Genomic DNA, 17,823 nt, shown 5'->3' with positions numbered 1-17,823 from the left:
CATTTCATTCGTTGATATTATTTTAACATATTATCTAAGTATTCATTCATGAAGATATTTTAAAACTATAAAAGCCTTCATGGGAAAATCCATCAAGGCTCATAAACTTTTTATCCGTATTACTTAAAGCGGGTTATTTTTATTTAAGTTACTTCCGTATTCCTGTTTTTTCAGCTAATTCGGTATACCAGTCGATTTCTTCTTTGACTATTTTCGTAAGATCTTCCCCATTCAAGTAACCTGGTTGTAAGAAAATTTTCTCGAGTTGCGCTTGAAACTCTTTGTCTTCTTGCATTTTCGCAATCGCTTCATCCCATTTTTTCACAATCTCATCTGGAGTATCTTTCGGTAATGAAATTCCAGTCCACCAGCTTACAGTCAAATCTGAAAATCCTAACTCTTCTGTTGTTGGCACATTTGGATACAGTGGGCTCCTCTCAGATCCCTGTACTGCCAATACTTTTAATTTTCCTGCTTCAACTAACGAATATACCTCTCCTGCATTATGGACGGCTAAGATTACATGCCCACCAGCTACTTTTGTTGCTGAGTCACTTGCTCCTTCACTAGAAACCATTTTTGTTTTTGAAAAATCAACCCCGACAGACGTTAACCATTCTGCAACACCAAAACTTGAAAATCCAGCGGGACCGACACTAGCCCAAGTTAGTTCTTCCGGATGTTCTTTCACCCATTCGGTAAAATCTTTCAAATCTTTCCAAGGAGCATCTGCACTGACTGCATAGACGAGTGGAGATGTGGCAACACGTGCTGCGAGTTGATGATTCGAAGAGGTGAGAATCGGCTTTGTTGTCCCGGCTTCATACATCGTTGTCGAAGAATTATTATTCATCAAAACGGTATAGCCATCAGGTTTTGCTTCAATTAACGCAGATTGAGCACCGACAATCCCACCACCTCCCGTCCTGTTAACAACGACAACCGGCTGTCCCCACTCCTTACTTACATAATCTGCGACAGCTCGAGCAGCAAGATCAACCCCACCACCTGCTGCAAATGGAACAACAAGTTCGATTTGTCGGGAAGGATAATTTGTATGGGCCTGTTTCGCTTTTGATGTTGATTCTGTTTTCTTACTTGTGTCATTTGTTGCACAACCAGCCAAAAACGTAAATACCATTAATAAACTTGCAAAGAATACTTGGATTTTTTTCATCATAACAACTCCCCTATAAAGGTAACTTTCTTACGTATTTGCCAAATTTGCCTTAAGAAAGATCTTGTGTTTCACCCGTTTCTTGAATGATTCTTCGCTTCGTTCGTTTTGTAAATAAGATGGATATGATCAGAATGATAATAGAACAAATAAAAAGGGTAAGTGAAATTGGTCGGTTGACAAAGATTAGTAGATTATTAGACGACATTTCTAGTGATTGGATAAACGAAATTTCCATTTTCTGTCCTAAAACTAGACATAAAATAAGAGGGATTACTGGCCAGTTAAACTTGTGGAATAAATACCCCAGAACACCAAAGATAATCGCAACAAAACAGTCAAATAAACTGTTTCGTACAGAATACGCACCGAGTAAACTAATCATTAAAATAATTGGTGCGAGAACCCCAAACGGTACATCTGTTAGTTTCGCCCAAAGACCAACGAGCGGTAAATTTAATATGAGAAGGATGACATTTCCGACAAACATACTTGCAATAACTGTCCAAACGAATTCACTATTTTGTTCGAACAAAACTGGTCCTGGTGTCAATCCATAAATCATAAATGCCGCAAGCAACACCGCTAATGGTGGTGATGAAGGAATCCCTAATGAAAGAAGCGGAATAAACCCACCAGAACTCGTTGCGTTGTTAGCCGATTCTGGTCCGGCAACCCCTTCAATGGCACCGTGACCAAATTTATATGGCCGTTTCGAGAACTTTTTTTCTAAATCGTACGACAGAAAGGAAGTAATTGTTGCAGAGAAGCCTGGCAGTATTCCGAGAAAAAAACCGAGTAGACTTCCACGTAAAATCGGCATACGACTTTCTTTTAGATCTTGCTTAGATGGAAAAACATTTTTAATTTTTTGCTGTTTAATTTTTACTCGACTTTCTTCAATACCTTTTAATACTTCTGTAATTGCAAACAAACCGATAATGATACTGACCATCTCTAATCCGCCCGTAAGCGTAGGGATGCCAAAGTCAAACCGGGGTACCCCTGTCGACATGCCAATTCCAACAAAAGATAGCAATAACCCAAGTGCCCCCATAATAATTGACTTAATAAACGAATAGCCGGATATATTGAACAATATCAGAAGGGCCATAAACATTAATACAAAATATTCAGGTGGGCCAAATTTCAATGCTTGGTCAGCTAAAATTGGTGCAAATAAGACGAGACCCACTAGCCCAAGTATTCCGGCAAAAAATGAACCAATTGCTGCAATTCCAAGTGCGGCTCCTCCTCGCCCTTGTTTTGCCAGTGGATATCCATCTAAAGTCGCTGGAACGGATGAGGATTCACCAGGGATATTCATAAGTATTGCCGTCGTTGACCCGCCATATATTGCCCCATAATAAATTCCTGCCATCATAATAATTCCTTGCACAGGATCTAGAACGGTCGTTAATGGTAAAAGAATCGCTATTGCTGACGTAGGTCCAAGTCCCGGCAAGACACCTACCAATGTTCCGAGCAACGAACCGAGCATGACAATAGCTAAATTCATTGGAGTTAACACACTTCCTAACCCACTTAACAGAAATGAAATAGCTTCCAAATACAAACCTCCCTTCTAAAATGGCCACTGGATTGAATTTGGTAAAGGTGTTTTTAGCAATACGATAAATAGATAATAAAAGGCTGTTGTCGAAATGGTTGAAAAAATGATGGAGAAGAGGAATCGATATTTGCCAATAACGTTAAGTAAAATGGTAAACGCCAATAACGTACTTATAAAATAACCGAGAAAAAGAATGGAATAACAATAGATTAATAAAATACCTACAACAATTAACATCGTATTTCGTCTTTCTTTTTTAAACGGTTCTTTCGCTTCTTTTACTGGGAATAGAAGATATAGGAACCCCGTTGAGACAAAAACGATTCCAATTAGTCCAGGAAAAGCGTGGTCACCTATGAATAGTCCAGTTCCGTACGGATAGAGGCGAATGGCTTCGTATAAGGAAATGAAACCAACAATCATAGAAATAACCCCGCCGAAACGGTTTTTTATGTGAGCAAGAATATGCGTTTCCCCCTTTCATATATTTACAAATGACTTTTTTCCCAATAGGCGAGAAAACCTAATCCTATATTTCTATATTCAGTTCCCTATCGATTGGGCACTAAAATACGTAAGATTTTTTCCGTAAGTATTTCCCATTTCGAAACTGTGTAATGTCATTACTGGTTAATTTGTAACATAGAATACGCTCAAAAAAAAAGCCAGCGCTTTGCTGACTTAGCTTAAATAACCGGTTCGTATGCTTCGTACTGTGGATTCGTATAGAATGGTGGTCGTTTTCCAATTAGTGGCATTTGAAATGAAGCGAAGCCATCATAATATACCCTTACCTTTTCGTCTGTATAAGGGATTAGCAAAAGTTTAACGGTTGGATTGTAATAAATCAAAAAGGCCACCTCCCCCTCTTTTCAAATAAGTTATTCAAAATCACCTGTTATGAACCTTGTCTTTCTCTCATCATTCTTAAACCTACCTGTATTTTCACGAAACATAGCCAATTGTCATATAGTAACTCAAAAAGTGCTTTTTAGGAGGTTGCCTATGTCAGAAAACAATCAATCAAATTACCCATTACCGCCAAACTACGGGAAAATTACTCGATACGAAGATGTCGCCTTAACCGTTCCCGAACAACGACAATACCGCCAACCAGGTGTTGAAAGTTTAATGGTGCCAAGACCCATTATTGAAAACACAAATTATACAGGAAGTGGAAAACTAAAAGGAAAAGTCGCGTTAATTACAGGTGGCGATAGTGGTATTGGTGCAGCTGTTGCCATTGCGTTTGCAAAAGAAGGTGCGAATGTAGCGATTGCTTACTTAGACGAGCATGAAGATGCAGATCGGACGAAAAAACGGATTGAGGAATTAGGTAAGCGCTGTTTATTACTTCCTGGTGACTTACGGAAAAAAGAACAATGCGAATTTATTGTTGAAAAAACAGTTGAGACATTTGGAAAACTAGATATTCTTTGTAATCATGTCGGAATTCAGTTTCAGCAAGTCAGTTTACTAGATATAACAGATGCACAATTTGACCAAACATTTAAAGTGAATATATATTCGCATTTTTATACAACAAGGAAAGCGTTACACTTCTTAAAGGCGGGCGCATCGATTATTAATACGGCATCAGTTGTCGCTTATGTAGGAAATGATCAACTCATTGATTACTCAGCGACAAAGGCGGCAAATGTAGGGTTTACACGGGCTTTAGCTCGGAATCTAGTTGATAAAGGCATTCGAGTTAACGCTGTTGCTCCGGGGCGGTTTTGGACACCACTTATTCCAGCTAGTTTTTCAGCTGATCAAGTGCCCCTTGTAGATAATTTAATGGATCGGCAAGGGCAACCTTTTGAAATTGCACATGCGTATGTATACTTGGCATCCGATGATTCTCGCTTCGTTACTGGTCAAACGATGCATGTCAATGGAGGCGAATTTATGACATCGTGAAAATGTTAAAGAAAACTAAAGGGCACACAAGCCTTGGCGAAGCGAGAGACTAGAGGTCTAGAGGTCGCTTGATGAGAAAGAGAGTATTTTGGCCTTATGCAATGCTGCTTGCGCCTTCGTTTTACGCTTATGCGTATATGGGATAAAAATCTGGAAATTTGTACTTTTCTATTAGCTGAAAATTCCAATTTATGAAGTAATGACTCTTCACAAATTGGAATTTTATTTATCATGATCTTTCTCTTTTTCAACAGGCAATCCAATGGAATGAATGATCTTTTACAAATTCATCTTCTTCATTCTAGATTCTTTACATCTAACAATCATGATGTCCGAACGCGTCGTGCAAAATCAACGAAACGAAACTTGTCTGGACGATGGCGGGACTCTGTATATTGAAATAAGCTAGAGTCATCCAGATAAACGAAACTCCTAATGACAACTAAATGTTCAAACTTTTGCAAATCAAGAAGTTCTCGATCCTCATCTGTCACCTCTTCAACGATAATTTCTTTTACAGCAAATCCAATTGCAAGTCGCAAATGATTTTCAATGTACTCATAAATAGAATCCTCACAAATGGATTTTGATAATAACGGAACAAAGGTTTCATTGAAAAAATCTTTATCTAAAATCACCATTTCCCCGCCTATATCCCTGATTCGCGTGACATGCCAAATTTTTTCATTCACATCGACTTGCAGCTTATTTCGAATTTCATTTGAATCAATATATCCAAGTTCATGGACGATTGTTTTACTTTCTAATCCGAGCTTTTCAGCAAGTTCTTTAAAACTAGCAATGCCAGAAACAGGAAATGATAGGCGGTGTACATTAATTACAATGGAACCTTTTCCACGTACCTTTTGAATATATCCATTATTCGAGAGCAAATTTAATGCTTTTCGAATCGTTTCCCTTGATGTTCCGTACATTTCGGTTAAGTCATTTTCTGATGGTAACAAGCTATTTCTCGGCCAAACACCTTGTTCTATTTTTTTTGCTAAATCCCGATAAATTTGCATATATTTCTTTTCCATGTTAGTAATCCCTCATACGATTGGACGTTTATTTTATATAGTAAACTATGGATTCATACGGTCTTAACTTTAGTGATTGCCAATTTTCTGGTGAATCTTTATAATTCGAGATAAGAATTTCCGCATTCTCCTTTTTCTCAACAGGGATTGAAATTTCCTTTTCTTCACCATAAAAGTTACTAACGACAATAAGCATTTCTTCATTCCACTGACGAGTGTAGACAAAAATGTTTGGATCTTCATCTAAGAGTAAGCGGTAGTCCCCATACGTAATAATACCATAGTCTTTTCGACATTGAATCAACTTTTGATAATGGTAGAAAATCGAGTCTTCATCTTGTAGCGCTTTTTCAACGTTAATCTCCGGATAGTTTCTCGCAACATTTATCCAAGGCGTTCCTGTCGTAAAACCTGCATTTACTTCATCCGACCATTGCATAGGAGTACGACTGTTATCACGGGATTTTTGTTTTAAAATATCAATAATTTCTTCGTTGTTTTTCCCATCTTTTTTAAGAATATGATATGCGTTAATCGATTCAACATCGCGATACTCATCTATAGATTCGAAGTTAGGATTTGTCATCCCAATTTCCTCACCTTGGTAAATATAAGGAGTACCTTGCATAAAATGAAGAGTAGTCGCGAGCATTTTCGCTGATTCTTTATGATATTTCCCATCATCACCAAATCGAGATACCACTCGTGGCTGATCATGGTTACACCAAAATAGTGCATTCCATCCATTTCCTTCGTGCATACCTGTTTGCCACTCGGAAAGGATTTTCTTCAATCTAATAAAATCAAACGGTGCTTTTGTCCACTTCTCTCCATTCGGATAATCTACTTTTAAATGATGAAATTGGAATGTCATATCTAGTTCTTTACGATCCGGTTTTGTATAAAGAATGCAATTTTCCAAACTCGTTGATGACATTTCACCAACAGTCATCATGTTATATGGTGAAAAAGCCGCTTCATTTATTTCGTGGAGAAATTCATGAATACGTGGACCGTCTGTATAATATTTTCTGCCGTCTCCTGTTTCATCATTCAGAAATCGCTGGTCTTTCGAGACAAGATTGACCACATCCAATCGGAACCCGTCAATTCCTTTTTCTGCCCAAAATCTAATCACATCAATGAGTGCTTTTCGGACACGTGGATTTTCCCAGTTTACATCTGCTTGTGTAACATCAAATAAATGCAAGTAATATTGACCTGTATTTTCGTCAAATTGCCAAGCTGACCCACCAAATTTAGATTGCCAATTATTCGGTTCTTTCCCCTCGACTGGATCTTTCCAAATATAAAAATCTCTGTATTCGCTATCTCGAGATGAGGCGGATTTTTTAAACCATTCATGTTCTGTTGATGTGTGATTCAGCACCATATCCATAATAATTTTAATATCACGGTTATGCGCTTCTTCTAATAATGTTTCAAAATCTTCCATCGTCCCATAGGCTGGATAAATGGAAAAATAGTCACTAATGTCATAGCCGTTATCATTTTGGGGAGATTGATAGATTGGTGTCAACCAAAGGACGTCAACACCTAATTTTTTCAAATAATCTAGTTTTTGAATGATCCCCTTTAGATCACCCGTACCTTTTCCAGTTGTATCATTGAAACTTTTTGGGTAAATTTGATAGACAGTTGCTCGTCTCCACCATGCTTCATTCATTGTAACCCTCCTCGCTCTGCTTTTTTCGTGAATTTTTCATTAACAATCATCTTATTGATTTATTAATTTTCGTTTTGCAATGAGATATGTGAGAACTAGCGGAACAATAATGACAATCGCCATTCCGATGAAAAACACGCCCCAGTGATCAATGACAATCGATAAAAAGGCAGGAATTCCGCCGACACCGACTGAAGTTGCTCGAACTCCTTCTAATGTTATAAAAGCACCTGCAATGGCTGTACCGGATATCGCTGCAATGAAAGGATATTTATTTGGTAAGTTCACACCGAACAGAGCTGGTTCTGTAATCCCTAGCCAAGCTGAAATACCAGATGTACCTGCAAGGCCTTTTAATTTTTCATTTTTGGCAGCAAGGAACATGCCAAATGCCGCTGACCCTTGGGCAATATTTGATAATGCTAAGATTGGCCATAAAAAGGTCGTTCCCGTACTTCCAATTAATTGTAAGTCAACAGCTAGGAATGTATGATGCATTCCTGTGATTACTAGTGGTGCATATAAAGCCCCATACAAGAGACCACCGATGATCGGAACCGTGTCAAAAATCGCCACAAACCCATTTGTAATCCAATTTCCAAGTTGTAGTGTAATTGGTCCAACAATGACAAACGAAAGAAACCCTGTGACTAGAAGAGCAACTGGTGCAACGATTAGTAATTGCAAGGAATCGATTACATGTTTTCGTAACCAAATTTCTATTTTTGCAAGTACCCATGAAGCGACTAAAACGGGTAATACTTGACCTTGATAACCAATTTTATTTATTTCAAGACCAAAAAGATTCCATGTTGGTACGGTTCCTTTTGTTAAAGCTTCACTGTAACTGTACGCACTCAATAAGTTTGGATGAACAAGAATTAAGCCAAGAACAATTCCTAATAGTGGACTACCACCAAATCTTTTCACAGCCGACCAACCGATTAATGCTGGTAAAAACGTAAAAGCTGTATTGGCAATGATATTAATCATGTCGGCAATGCCTGCCCACTCTGGATACATTTCAATCACAGCTTTTGATGTTCTTCCAAAAATGCCTGGATTCGCTAAGATGTTATTTAATCCCATTAATAAACCGGCCGTAACAATCGCAGGAAGAATGGGGATAAATATGTCAGCCAAAATTTTAATCCCACGTTGTAATGCATTTTGATGAACTTCACTTGCTTTATTTTTCACTTCATCTTTTGACGCTTCCCGAACACCTGTTTCTTTTACCATTGCACGATAGACTTTATCTACTGTCCCTTGCCCGATAATGACTTGAAATTGACCATTAGCCGAAAAAATCCCTTTAACAAGATCGATTTGATTTAATGTTTCTTTATTTACTTTCCCTTCATCCTCTAGAACAAATCGCAATCTTGTAACACAGTGGGTGGCCATTTCAATATTATCTTTGCCTCCAATGGCTTGAATAATTTCCCTCGCTTCTCTTGTATAGAGGGTTTCAGATATTTCGGAAACTTTTACTAAATGATTATCTTGTTTTGAATAGGCTTCTATTGTCAAAAGTGTTGTATTTTTACGCTGAACATTTTTTTCGTTGCTTTTACTCAAGAGTTTATAATCATCACTATTTGTAACAATAATCGGAGTGATCATACTTTTTGCTTTTTCTTTAATGAAATCGAAATCAAATGTTACGAGTGGATCACCAACTTTCACACAATCCCCTACATTAACATGAACAGTAAACCCTTCTCCTTTCAAGGCGACAGTTTCTAATCCGATATGAATTAATAGTTCTACACCTGATGAACCTTTTACTCCAATGGCATGTTTTGTGTTAGCGACAAGAATAATTTCTCCATCAACTGGAGAGGTCACTACTCCATCTATTGGTTCAATCGCAATCCCATCCCCCATTAATTTTTCAGAAAATGTTGGGTCTGGCACGTTCTCAATGCTTACTAAATGCCCATTCATTGGCGCATAAACCTTTTCAATATAGGACATCTTTCTTCCCCCTATCTTTCACAAATGTTATTCATAGTTAATATAAAGTGAAACTTCAATCAGTGGGGGTTTTCCTCATCCCCACTGATTGAAGAGGAACACAAGCTAAAACCGTCACGTCCAGTGACAACACTTGTGTGACCAACATCGTGTTGGCCTAAACCAATCAGACTTTTACGGGCAGTTGATTTCCCACTTGGAGGTTTTGCTTTGCTTACATCTTGAAGCGGGAGTCTTACTGCCCGTTAATGCGGGATAAAAATTACAATATATCTACGAATACCTGTATATACAAGTTGTGATTTCATTTTAACTTGTATATACATATTTAGCAAGTATTTATTGTAACCGTATTTATTTGTAAGAAAATTTGCCTGAATTTCATTTTGTCCACGCTTAAGTAGATAATCATGCTAATCAGTAATTTCCAAAAAGTTTATCCTTTCCTATCGCTTATAAATACATTCTTCGTTCACGAGCTTGTATTTACCAAACAGAGGAATCGTTCAACGTACGATTTTCCCTTTACCCATATTCTGTATAATTTGTTTTCTTTTACACAAACTATTTTTCGTACCCCGTTAGTAAGGAGAGAAAAAGTATGACTACCGATTCAAAAGAAAGTAAACTAAAAGACAATTTAATCGATTGGTTAGATGAAAAATTAAAACCATCGTTTGACATTATTAATAAACCACTAGATGATACAGAAAAAAAAATCCAACTTTTTTACTTAAAATCTGTAACCGATAGTGATCTTATTCAACAAATGATTATTAAGCCTTTTTTTGAAATGAGTTCGTTAAAAAAATATGAGTCATATATTTCCTCACTCCCGCAAAACAGTGAATTAAAAGACAATGATCAAGTATTAATGGATATAATGAAAGGCAGTGTTCTCATTCAAATTCAAAATGACTATTGCTTACTTGACTTAAAGTTGGTAACGAACAATATTGTTTTAGAAACAAATATTGAACCGACCATCCAAGGACCTGAACTTGGTTTAAGTGAAGATATTCAGACAAATATAAATATGATTCGCCAACGTTATCATAATCCATCATTAAAAATTGAAACACATGTAATCGGACAGAGTAATAATCAAACCGTTGCGATTATGTATGATAAGGATAATGTGAATGATCTTGTCTTAAATAACATTCAAGAAAAAGTGAGACAGATGGAGCACTCAGTTGTTTTATCTAGTTCTGAATTACAACGACTTCTAAATGATAAAAAGTGGATATTCATGCCGATTATGATGATTACAGAAAGAAGTGATCGTATTATCCAAAATTTGGCTGGAGGGAAAGTCATTTTAGTTTTAGATGGAACGCCTAACGCGATTATTGCTCCTTCTGTATTTTTTGACTTTATGACCTCAATGGATGATAAATATTTACCATTTGGCATTTCAAAGTTTTTAAGATTTTTACGTTATTTTGGTTTATTTATTTGTTTATTGTTACCTGGGTTTTATGTTGCGGTAACTTCTTACAATCCAGAAATTATTCGTGCTGAGTTAGCCTTTTCTGTCGCAGGTAGTCGGGTTGGTGTGCCGTTTCCTTCTTTTATGGAAGTTTTGTTCTTACTTATTTTTATGGAGTTGTTAACAGAGGCGAGCATTCGGTTGCCAAAATCGATTAGTGGAGCAGCGACAACGGTAGGTGGGTTAATTCTTGGAACAGCCGCTACAGAAGCAGCTTTGACTTCAAATATTATGGTCATTATCGTTTCAGCTGTAGCGATTGCAACTTTTGCCATTCCGATTAATGAAATGAGCTTTGCGATTCGATTAATTCGTTACCTTCTTTTATTTTTTGCATCGATTGCCGGAATTACCGGACTAATCTTGTCGTTTCTTGCTTTCATTCTTTACTTAACAAATATGGATAGTTTTGGCGAACCGTATTTAAAATTATATATCCAGAAGAAAAAGATGGAAACTAAAGGTGTTAAGTCATGAGACGTTATGTGTATTATCTTATTATCGTCAATATGTTGGGCTATAGCATTTCCGCAGGTCACAAAATTTTATTGAACTTAAAAGAAGAGGGTGCGTTACTGGCTATTGTTTTGTCGGTTTTCTTTGGCTTTTTTATCTTTTTTGGATTTATTCGCTTCTTTCAAACTGTGCCAGGGAAAGATTTACCAGAGGTGTTAGGGGAACGTTTTCCTAAATGGATAGTAACCATTATATTGACCATGATTGCAATCGTATGGTTCTCTGCCGGCTTAGTTTCACTTATTACCTTTATCTTTACCCTAAAGCGATTTCTAACACCTGAGACACCGATATTATTCATGATGGTCATTTTTTTAATTTTTACGACTTTTGGTATGTTATTAAAGACAAAAAGTGTTCTTTATACGTTAGAGATTGTCTTAATCATCACCTTTCCGTTTTTAATATTGTTGTTACTTAAAGCCTTAACAAGTGATGAATTTGAACTCGAATATGTTAAAGAAGCCGTCATGCATATTGTTCATTTTCCAAATTATTCCGTTATGGCGAATGCCCTTTACGTTTATCTAGGTATAACGAATTTAATTATTTTTAATAACCAGTTTCAGGAACATAATCTCAAATTCACTTGGAAGGATTACTTTCTATCCCTTTTTCTTTGCTTTGGAACGTTACTTGCTAGTTTTTTCATCCCGATTGGCTTACTTGGATTTGAAAATATTGATACCGTACCATATCCAATGATTACGGCAAGTGATGCATTACTAATGCCTCTTGGTGTCGTCGAACGTGTTCTTTTTGTCGCTTTAATTATATCGATATTTACAACGTTTTTAAGCATTCTCCTACATTGGCATGTCGTCATTCAAATCGTGAAAAAGCTCATAAAATCAAAAAAGTTTGTCTGGAACAATATCAATTTTTTACTTCTTGGAGTCATCAGTATATTTTGGATAGTAAGTATTTATTTAATTACTGTGTTAAATGAAAATAAATTACTTGTCTTTTCTGAATATTTCAATAATATTATACCAATGTTCTTTTCATTGATGTTCGTTCTTTTCTACGTTTTAAAAAGGAGAGCAAAACAATGACCCATCATAAGAATCCGTTGTATCTCATTTTGTTCTGTATCTTACCTCTTTGTTTAACGGTCATTCCTGGGTGTTCGTTCCGTGATATTGATAAACGAGCGTTCGTCTCTGCCATTGCTGTTGATGATTCAGGCGATCACGAAAAACCGTATAAAGTAACATTAAAAGTTGTCATTCCTTCTGGTTCAATTAAGCAAGAAGGTGTGCAATACGCGTTTTTTTCAGAAAGTAGTTCAAGCATTTCTGAAGCAATAGCACTTATACGAACTTCCATTGATAAAGATATTGATTTCTCACATATGAAGATTGTGTTAATTAGTAAAAATTTATTGGATAGAGATCTTGGAAATATTACAGATTTTTTTCATCGAAGGAGAGATATTCAGCTTATTTCTTGGATTGCTGTAGCAGAACCGAGAGCGGATGAAGTAATCAAGATGGAGCCAAAATCCCAATCTTCCGTTACCGCACCGTTATTTAATTTTTTTAGTCGAACAGCGGTCCAATCCCCATATATTACGACGCTTTATTTATTTGACTTTCGTAGACAAGAAATTGAAAAAGGAATTGACCCAGTACTGCCGGTTGTGACAATTGATGAGTTGGAAAAAAAATATGTGATTAATCGGGGAATCGTCTTAGGGATGGAAAAACATGTTGAATTAACCCCCCATCAAACAATGCTATACAATATTTTAAGAGGAAATATCGAGCGATTTAACGCAGAAATCTTTGAAGATGGTGAGAAGAAGTTTAAATATGGTGTCTTTATTGATTCTTCCAACGTCTCTTATGACATCCAGACGAAGAATAAAAAAAAGCCAACCATTACATTTAAACTGCGCCACCAAGGTATATTGGAAGAAGCTTCTAAATATACTGAAGGAACGCGTCTCGAAAAATATGGACAAGAAACAAGTGAAGTTGCGAAAAATAATTTAAGTGAATTATTAACTTTCTTCCAAGAAAAAAATATTGATCCGATTGGGTTTGGGCTTCGCTATAAAGCAACCCATTTGCATACAAGGAATACTTTTCAAGAGTGGCAAGAGTTGTATCCGAATGTGCAGTTTCATGTAGACATTAAAGTGAATATTACTAGTACAGGGACGATGGAGTAAGTTTTTAGTTAATACAAAGGGCAAAAGTTTTTCAGGAGCCTACCTCTTGTACACTTTTGCCCACGCATCATTTCTTTGTCGTTTGATTAAATACAATCATTCGTCCGCTATTCGTAAACACTTCGTATAGTGAACAAATAAGAAAGACTTCAGTAACATGACATCATAGATAAAAAAAGTTTTTTCGGTGAACTACTAGTTGCTATTCACTTGGTCTTCTCATCATCATGGCAAGACGTTTCGCGCGGGCGACGAGCTCTCCCTTTTGGTTATACCCACGATGTTCAAGCCAAACAATTCCCCGATCTTGTTTTGATTTCGATTCTTTTTTAGCAAGAACTTCGGTTTCGACTCGAATCGTATCTCCAATTCGTACTGGCGCTTTGAAGGTCATTTCTTCAAACCCTAAGTTTCCTAGAGTTGTCCCTAATGTTAAGTCAGAAACAGATATGCCAACGATGAGGGCGACGGTAAACATACTATTTACAATAATGCCGCCATGTATTGTTGATTTCGCAAATTCGGCATCTAAATGAAGTGGTTGAGGGTTATGGGTTAAAGTGGAAAACAGTAAATTATCCGTCTCCGTCACTGTGCGGGTTATGGCATGTTTATACACTTCACCAACAGTTAGCTCTTCAAAGTATTTACCCAGAGGGCTCACTCCCCTTTCGTCATCTGTTCTTCTTTATTTCTGTATTGTTCCGCAAGCTCGAGATAGGCTTTCGCTGACTTTACATGTGCGTAATCTATATGTTCACCTTCATAAAGAACCGCTGCTTTTCCTTCTTTTACCGCTTCATTAAACGTTTGAATCATCCCTTTATAATATTGAACCTCTTTCTCTGTAGGAGAATACACATCATTGATAACTGGAACATGAGACGGATGAATAATCATCTCACCTGTAAAGCCTAATTGTCTGTTGCCTTTCGCTGCCTGTTTCAAACCAGCTAAATCGTGCACATTTTGCCATAATCCACCAATTGGCTGCACATTTGCCGCTCGTGCCGCAACAACAACTTGGGAACGAATATATAACCTCTCTATCCCTTCTTCCGTCCACTGATACCCAAGTGAACGCTCAACATCACCACTTTTTGGACTAACACCAGCAATGGCTGTGACACGCTTTTTTTCGGCAATTTCATACGCAAATTGGATAGACCGAGCCGTTTCCAATGTCGGGATGAGTTTTGTCATTCCAACTGGCAATCCCTTTTTATACTCGATTTCTGAGATTATGCTTGTGACTAAGTCGATATCTTCCGGCCCTTCTACTTTAGGTAAAACGATGCCTTCTAATTCCTCTTGGAGTACAGCTTCAATATCATTCATGTTGAAACAATATGGCCCTTTGTTAATCCGAACGTATACTCGTTGTCCTTGCTTATGTAACTCTTTCATGCTAAACGCAACATCTTCCCTTGCTTTTTCTTTTAAATCGTTTGGCACACTATCTTCCAAGTCAAGAATAATTGCATCCGCATGATAACTCGGAATTTTATCAAACCACACCATTTTTGAACCAGGAACAAACAACATCGAGCGAATTGGTTTCATCGTATAATCTCTCCTTTTACCTACCCTCCTTCTATCTTTACGATTGAATTTTGAAAAATAGACTAGACCTGTACATTTTTATTTTTACTTTTATTTATTTGATTCAACCGAAAACCATCACGTGAAGTCCCTTCTATTTGATTCTGTTCTTCGGCTAACAGTTTTTGATCTTTTTTAGTTTTATAAAGTAAACCTTCAATCAGTGAGGGTTTTCCTCATCCCCCACTGATTGAAGAGGAACACAAGCTAAACCTCAGACAACGCTTGTGTGACCATCATCGTGTTGGCCTGAGGCAAGCGGGCTTTTACGGGCAGTTGATCTTTCGCTTAGCTGTTTTGCTTACATCTTAATCGGGAGGCTTTACTGCCCGTTAATGCGGGATAAACTACACCTTGTTGTCGCTCCCCAATTTCAATCAAGCCACGAAGGATGAACTGCATTGCGAAAATAGCTAGTAAAAATGCAACGAATATCGATAAATACCAATATTGTTCAGATCGAAGTGCCCCTCTTGCTATCGCACCAATTAATCCAGACCACTCATAGGTAACGGATACTTTTGACGGCATCGAACCGAGACTTACTTTCGTTCCTCCAAAATAAAGTTCAAACATCCCTAGATGTATGAAGACAACTAATACTTGGATAAATTGTTGCCCAAACAAAATCGCTAACTTCGGACGAATATGTGGCATTACGTGACGAAAAAATATGTATGTATTACTTCCACCGAGCGTTCTTGCTGTTTTGATAAATTCCTGTCTCAACACCCCTTGAATATCCTTCCCAATTAGTACTGTAGTCAATGGCACGACAAGAATGGTTAAGATAACAATTTCAATCAACATGCGCTCTGTTTGAGAAAAAGCAAACAGAGGACCAGAAGACATGAGTACCGGAGCAAGCAAGATTAACGCAATAAGACTTAATGGGACATAGTGTAAGGATTCCGTTAGTTTGTCAACCCCTTTTTGAAAGGTGCGGTTTAACCAAAAAGCATACAAGCTGCCAAAGATCAGGCCACCAATAACTCGTAACAATGCGATTAACATGCCAAATAGTAATGTATACTTCGCTCCGACGATTAATTGGTCAAAGATACTATAACCGAACTTGTCTGAGCCGAAAATAAAAGGCTCTGTAGGTGGATATGGAGGCGCAGCAATTAATGCTCCATTTTGATCGTATAATAGCTTTACTTGATCCACATGATCATTTGTAATCATTGAATAGGAAAAGCTATAACTGATAACAAAAATAAAGAAAGAGGCCCCTACAAGTATTTTCCAATTTTTCAAATAGAGCCGAACAGAATCCCACCGTCTTTTCCTTTGACTGTTTTCAAAAACTTTGTTGTTATTCACTAAGGCGGACGCTTTCCGCGGGCACGGCCTCAGCCGCTTCGTAGCTCGTTGTTCGAACTCGCTCCTGCAGGGTCTTCGGCTCGTGCTTCTCCCGCAGGAGTCGCCGCCTTGCTTTAACAACAAAAAATTTTCCTTCAAAAAGCAATCTTTGAGAAAACAGCTTTTCCTTTTAATCATCTTGATGAAATGGCGGAACTGTTGACGAAATGTAACGTGTAGATTGTCTATCCCGTTTATAACGACAGCCTTTACGCCAGACTTTTTCCTACGACATACACCTTGAATAGGATTGGATTCATACTGATCTTTTTCGACAATAAAATCTAAAATTGAAAATAATAAATAAAAAGGGGTAAAAATGAGAAATAGCGCTGTAAAAATAGTTATTGGCGTAAAGCTTTCCACTAAGTAAAAGGTTAACCCTTGAACATTAAAAATACGTTCAATAATAAACTGACTAGATAACATCCCCCAAATAATCAGTTTTAAACGATGGGAAAAATCCGGAAAAATATTCCGTAAAATATGTTTCACCAAAACAACGATTTTACGAATCCCTTTCCCTTTCACAAAAAGAACATATTGCTTTAATGACTCTTCTTCTATTAAATGTGTTAAAATTTTACACATGGAAATCGCTGGTAAAATTGACAATGTAACAATTGGGGCGAAATAAATCGGTTCTTGGTAAGCCGCAACCGCAAAAAAAGAAATGCCCGTCTTTTTAAAAATATAGATAGAAAACATCTGTAATAAAGTAGCTAGTATTAAGTCCGGGATGGATTCTAGGAAATCTAACATAGACTTGATAGCTGGAATCGACTTGTTTAGAAATTGAATCAAGACCGCCAATAAAAGCGCGAGGAGCAACCCGAAAGAAAATGCACCGAATAAGATCTTTAATGAATAGAGGAATGGCTCATACAACACGTCAACTATCGGAGACGAATTTGGTGAAAACATTGTTTCATAACTCCATGTTTCCGAGTTTCTTAAAGATAGAAGAAAGGTAGTTAATTGTTTGTAATAGGATGAGGAATCACCCAATGTTAACGATTCGATGTATTGAGGAAAAACACTTATACATATGATCCCGATAATTCCAACAAAATAAAATAATGCTATTTTTAATATTCGCATACGTACCCCTCGTCCATAAAATTAGTGATTATCTTACTATTTCTCTATTTTTCTCTGCTTTTCCTTCTCCAATTCCATAAAAAAGGTTCTTTGTCAAATGTTGGGGTTAAGCTACCGCGCTTTCGCTTGGTGACCTTTTATTGTAGGTATGAAATAAAATTCATACCTACAATAAAAGGGGGATTATTTCTAGC

14 protein-coding genes are annotated in these 17,823 nt (G+C 37.1%); 4 read left to right on the top strand and 10 right to left on the bottom strand.

The features are described from left to right. Positions 1 to 148 precede the first annotated feature (148 nt). The 4 genes from BN2144_RS14085 to BN2144_RS20125 form a co-directional block, all read right to left on the bottom strand. Positions 149 to 1,177, bottom strand: a complete 1,029-nt coding sequence (locus tag BN2144_RS14085; RefSeq protein WP_033829044.1) for a tripartite tricarboxylate transporter substrate binding protein — start codon at positions 1,175 to 1,177, stop codon at positions 149 to 151. 52 nt (positions 1,178 to 1,229) lie between these two features. Next, entirely contained in the window at positions 1,230 to 2,747 is a 1,518-nt protein-coding gene (locus BN2144_RS14080; protein WP_033828875.1) for a tripartite tricarboxylate transporter permease, read from the bottom strand. A gap of 15 nt (positions 2,748 to 2,762) precedes the next feature. After that, positions 2,763 to 3,173, bottom strand: a complete 411-nt coding sequence (locus BN2144_RS14075; protein ID WP_033828874.1) for a tripartite tricarboxylate transporter TctB family protein — start codon at positions 3,171 to 3,173, stop codon at positions 2,763 to 2,765. Between the two features lie 263 nt (positions 3,174 to 3,436). After that, positions 3,437 to 3,601 carry a hypothetical protein gene (locus BN2144_RS20125; RefSeq protein WP_187367015.1) on the bottom strand — a complete coding sequence of 55 codons (165 nt, stop codon included), beginning with the start codon at positions 3,599 to 3,601 and terminating at the stop codon, positions 3,437 to 3,439. A 154-nt stretch (positions 3,602 to 3,755) separates the two neighbouring features. On the opposite strand from BN2144_RS20125, the gene BN2144_RS14070 reads away from it, so the two are divergent. Next, the gene (locus tag BN2144_RS14070; protein WP_033828873.1) at positions 3,756 to 4,670 is read left to right on the top strand and encodes an SDR family oxidoreductase; all 915 of its coding nucleotides are present in this window, start codon (positions 3,756 to 3,758) and stop codon (positions 4,668 to 4,670) included. A 323-nt stretch (positions 4,671 to 4,993) separates the two neighbouring features. On the opposite strand, the gene treR is transcribed toward BN2144_RS14070, so the two are convergent. From treR to treP, 3 genes are read right to left on the bottom strand one after another with little or no spacing between them, the layout of a single operon-like run. Beyond that, positions 4,994 to 5,710, bottom strand: coding sequence for a trehalose operon repressor (treR, locus tag BN2144_RS14065; protein ID WP_033828872.1), 717 nt, complete (start codon positions 5,708 to 5,710; stop codon positions 4,994 to 4,996). Between the two features lie 28 nt (positions 5,711 to 5,738). Next, positions 5,739 to 7,397 (bottom strand): alpha,alpha-phosphotrehalase, encoded by a 1,659-nt coding sequence (gene treC, locus BN2144_RS14060; protein ID WP_033828871.1) that lies wholly within the window; start codon positions 7,395 to 7,397, stop codon positions 5,739 to 5,741. A gap of 51 nt (positions 7,398 to 7,448) precedes the next feature. Next, positions 7,449 to 9,377 (bottom strand): PTS system trehalose-specific EIIBC component, encoded by a 1,929-nt coding sequence (gene treP, locus BN2144_RS14055; RefSeq protein WP_075047842.1) that lies wholly within the window; start codon positions 9,375 to 9,377, stop codon positions 7,449 to 7,451. 601 nt (positions 9,378 to 9,978) lie between these two features. On the opposite strand from treP, the gene BN2144_RS14050 reads away from it, so the two are divergent. The 3 genes from BN2144_RS14050 to BN2144_RS14040 are packed head-to-tail and all read left to right on the top strand — an operon-like array spanning position 9,979 to position 13,561. Further along, a complete protein-coding gene (locus tag BN2144_RS14050) occupies positions 9,979 to 11,346 on the top strand; it encodes a spore germination protein (protein ID WP_033828870.1) in 1,368 nt (455 codons plus the stop codon). Continuing rightward, positions 11,343 to 12,440, top strand: a complete 1,098-nt coding sequence (locus BN2144_RS14045) for a GerAB/ArcD/ProY family transporter (protein ID WP_033828869.1) — start codon at positions 11,343 to 11,345, stop codon at positions 12,438 to 12,440. Before BN2144_RS14050 ends, BN2144_RS14045 begins: the two co-directional genes overlap by 4 nt. Beyond that, positions 12,437 to 13,561: a Ger(x)C family spore germination protein gene (locus tag BN2144_RS14040; RefSeq protein WP_033828868.1), complete on the top strand. Its 1,125-nt coding sequence runs from the start codon at positions 12,437 to 12,439 to the stop codon at positions 13,559 to 13,561. Before BN2144_RS14045 ends, BN2144_RS14040 begins: the two co-directional genes overlap by 4 nt. A 202-nt stretch (positions 13,562 to 13,763) precedes the next feature. Here BN2144_RS14040 and BN2144_RS14035 read toward each other — a convergent pair whose 3' ends face one another. The 3 genes from BN2144_RS14035 to BN2144_RS14025 all read right to left on the bottom strand — a co-directional run bounded on the left by BN2144_RS14035 (position 13,764) and on the right by BN2144_RS14025 (position 17,332). Next, entirely contained in the window at positions 13,764 to 14,225 is a 462-nt protein-coding gene (locus BN2144_RS14035; protein ID WP_230199746.1) for a MaoC family dehydratase, read from the bottom strand. After that, positions 14,222 to 15,124, bottom strand: a complete 903-nt coding sequence (locus tag BN2144_RS14030; protein ID WP_033828867.1) for an HpcH/HpaI aldolase/citrate lyase family protein — start codon at positions 15,122 to 15,124, stop codon at positions 14,222 to 14,224. The genes BN2144_RS14035 and BN2144_RS14030 overlap by 4 nt, the downstream gene beginning before the upstream one ends. A gap of 327 nt (positions 15,125 to 15,451) precedes the next feature. Then, entirely contained in the window at positions 15,452 to 17,332 is a 1,881-nt protein-coding gene (locus tag BN2144_RS14025; protein ID WP_222860098.1) for an ABC transporter permease subunit, read from the bottom strand. Between the last annotated feature and the right edge of the window lie 491 nt (positions 17,333 to 17,823).

The sequence above is a fragment of the Bacillus andreraoultii genome (assembly GCF_001244735.1).
Taxonomy (GTDB): domain Bacteria; phylum Bacillota; class Bacilli; order Bacillales; family Caldibacillaceae; genus Caldifermentibacillus; species Caldifermentibacillus andreraoultii.
This window is presented reverse-complemented; position numbering and strand designations above follow the sequence as displayed.

Bases quoted from the DNA above. Each gene is read 5' to 3' on its own strand.
- BN2144_RS14085 (WP_033829044.1), bottom strand. From the start codon at position 1,177: ATGAAAAAAATCCAAGTATTCTTTGCAAGTTTATTAATGGTATTTACG.
- BN2144_RS14075 (WP_033828874.1), bottom strand. From the start codon at position 3,173: ATGATTGTTGGTTTCATTTCCTTATACGAAGCCATTCGCCTCTATCCG.
- BN2144_RS14070 (WP_033828873.1), top strand. From the start codon at position 3,756: ATGTCAGAAAACAATCAATCAAATTACCCATTACCGCCAAACTACGGG.
- treR (WP_033828872.1), bottom strand. From the start codon at position 5,710: ATGGAAAAGAAATATATGCAAATTTATCGGGATTTAGCAAAAAAAATA.
- treC (WP_033828871.1), bottom strand. From the start codon at position 7,397: ATGAATGAAGCATGGTGGAGACGAGCAACTGTCTATCAAATTTACCCA.
- treP (WP_075047842.1), bottom strand. From the start codon at position 9,377: ATGTCCTATATTGAAAAGGTTTATGCGCCAATGAATGGGCATTTAGTA.
- BN2144_RS14050 (WP_033828870.1), top strand. From the start codon at position 9,979: ATGACTACCGATTCAAAAGAAAGTAAACTAAAAGACAATTTAATCGAT.
- BN2144_RS14045 (WP_033828869.1), top strand. From the start codon at position 11,343: ATGAGACGTTATGTGTATTATCTTATTATCGTCAATATGTTGGGCTAT.
- BN2144_RS14040 (WP_033828868.1), top strand. From the start codon at position 12,437: ATGACCCATCATAAGAATCCGTTGTATCTCATTTTGTTCTGTATCTTA.
- BN2144_RS14030 (WP_033828867.1), bottom strand. From the start codon at position 15,124: ATGAAACCAATTCGCTCGATGTTGTTTGTTCCTGGTTCAAAAATGGTG.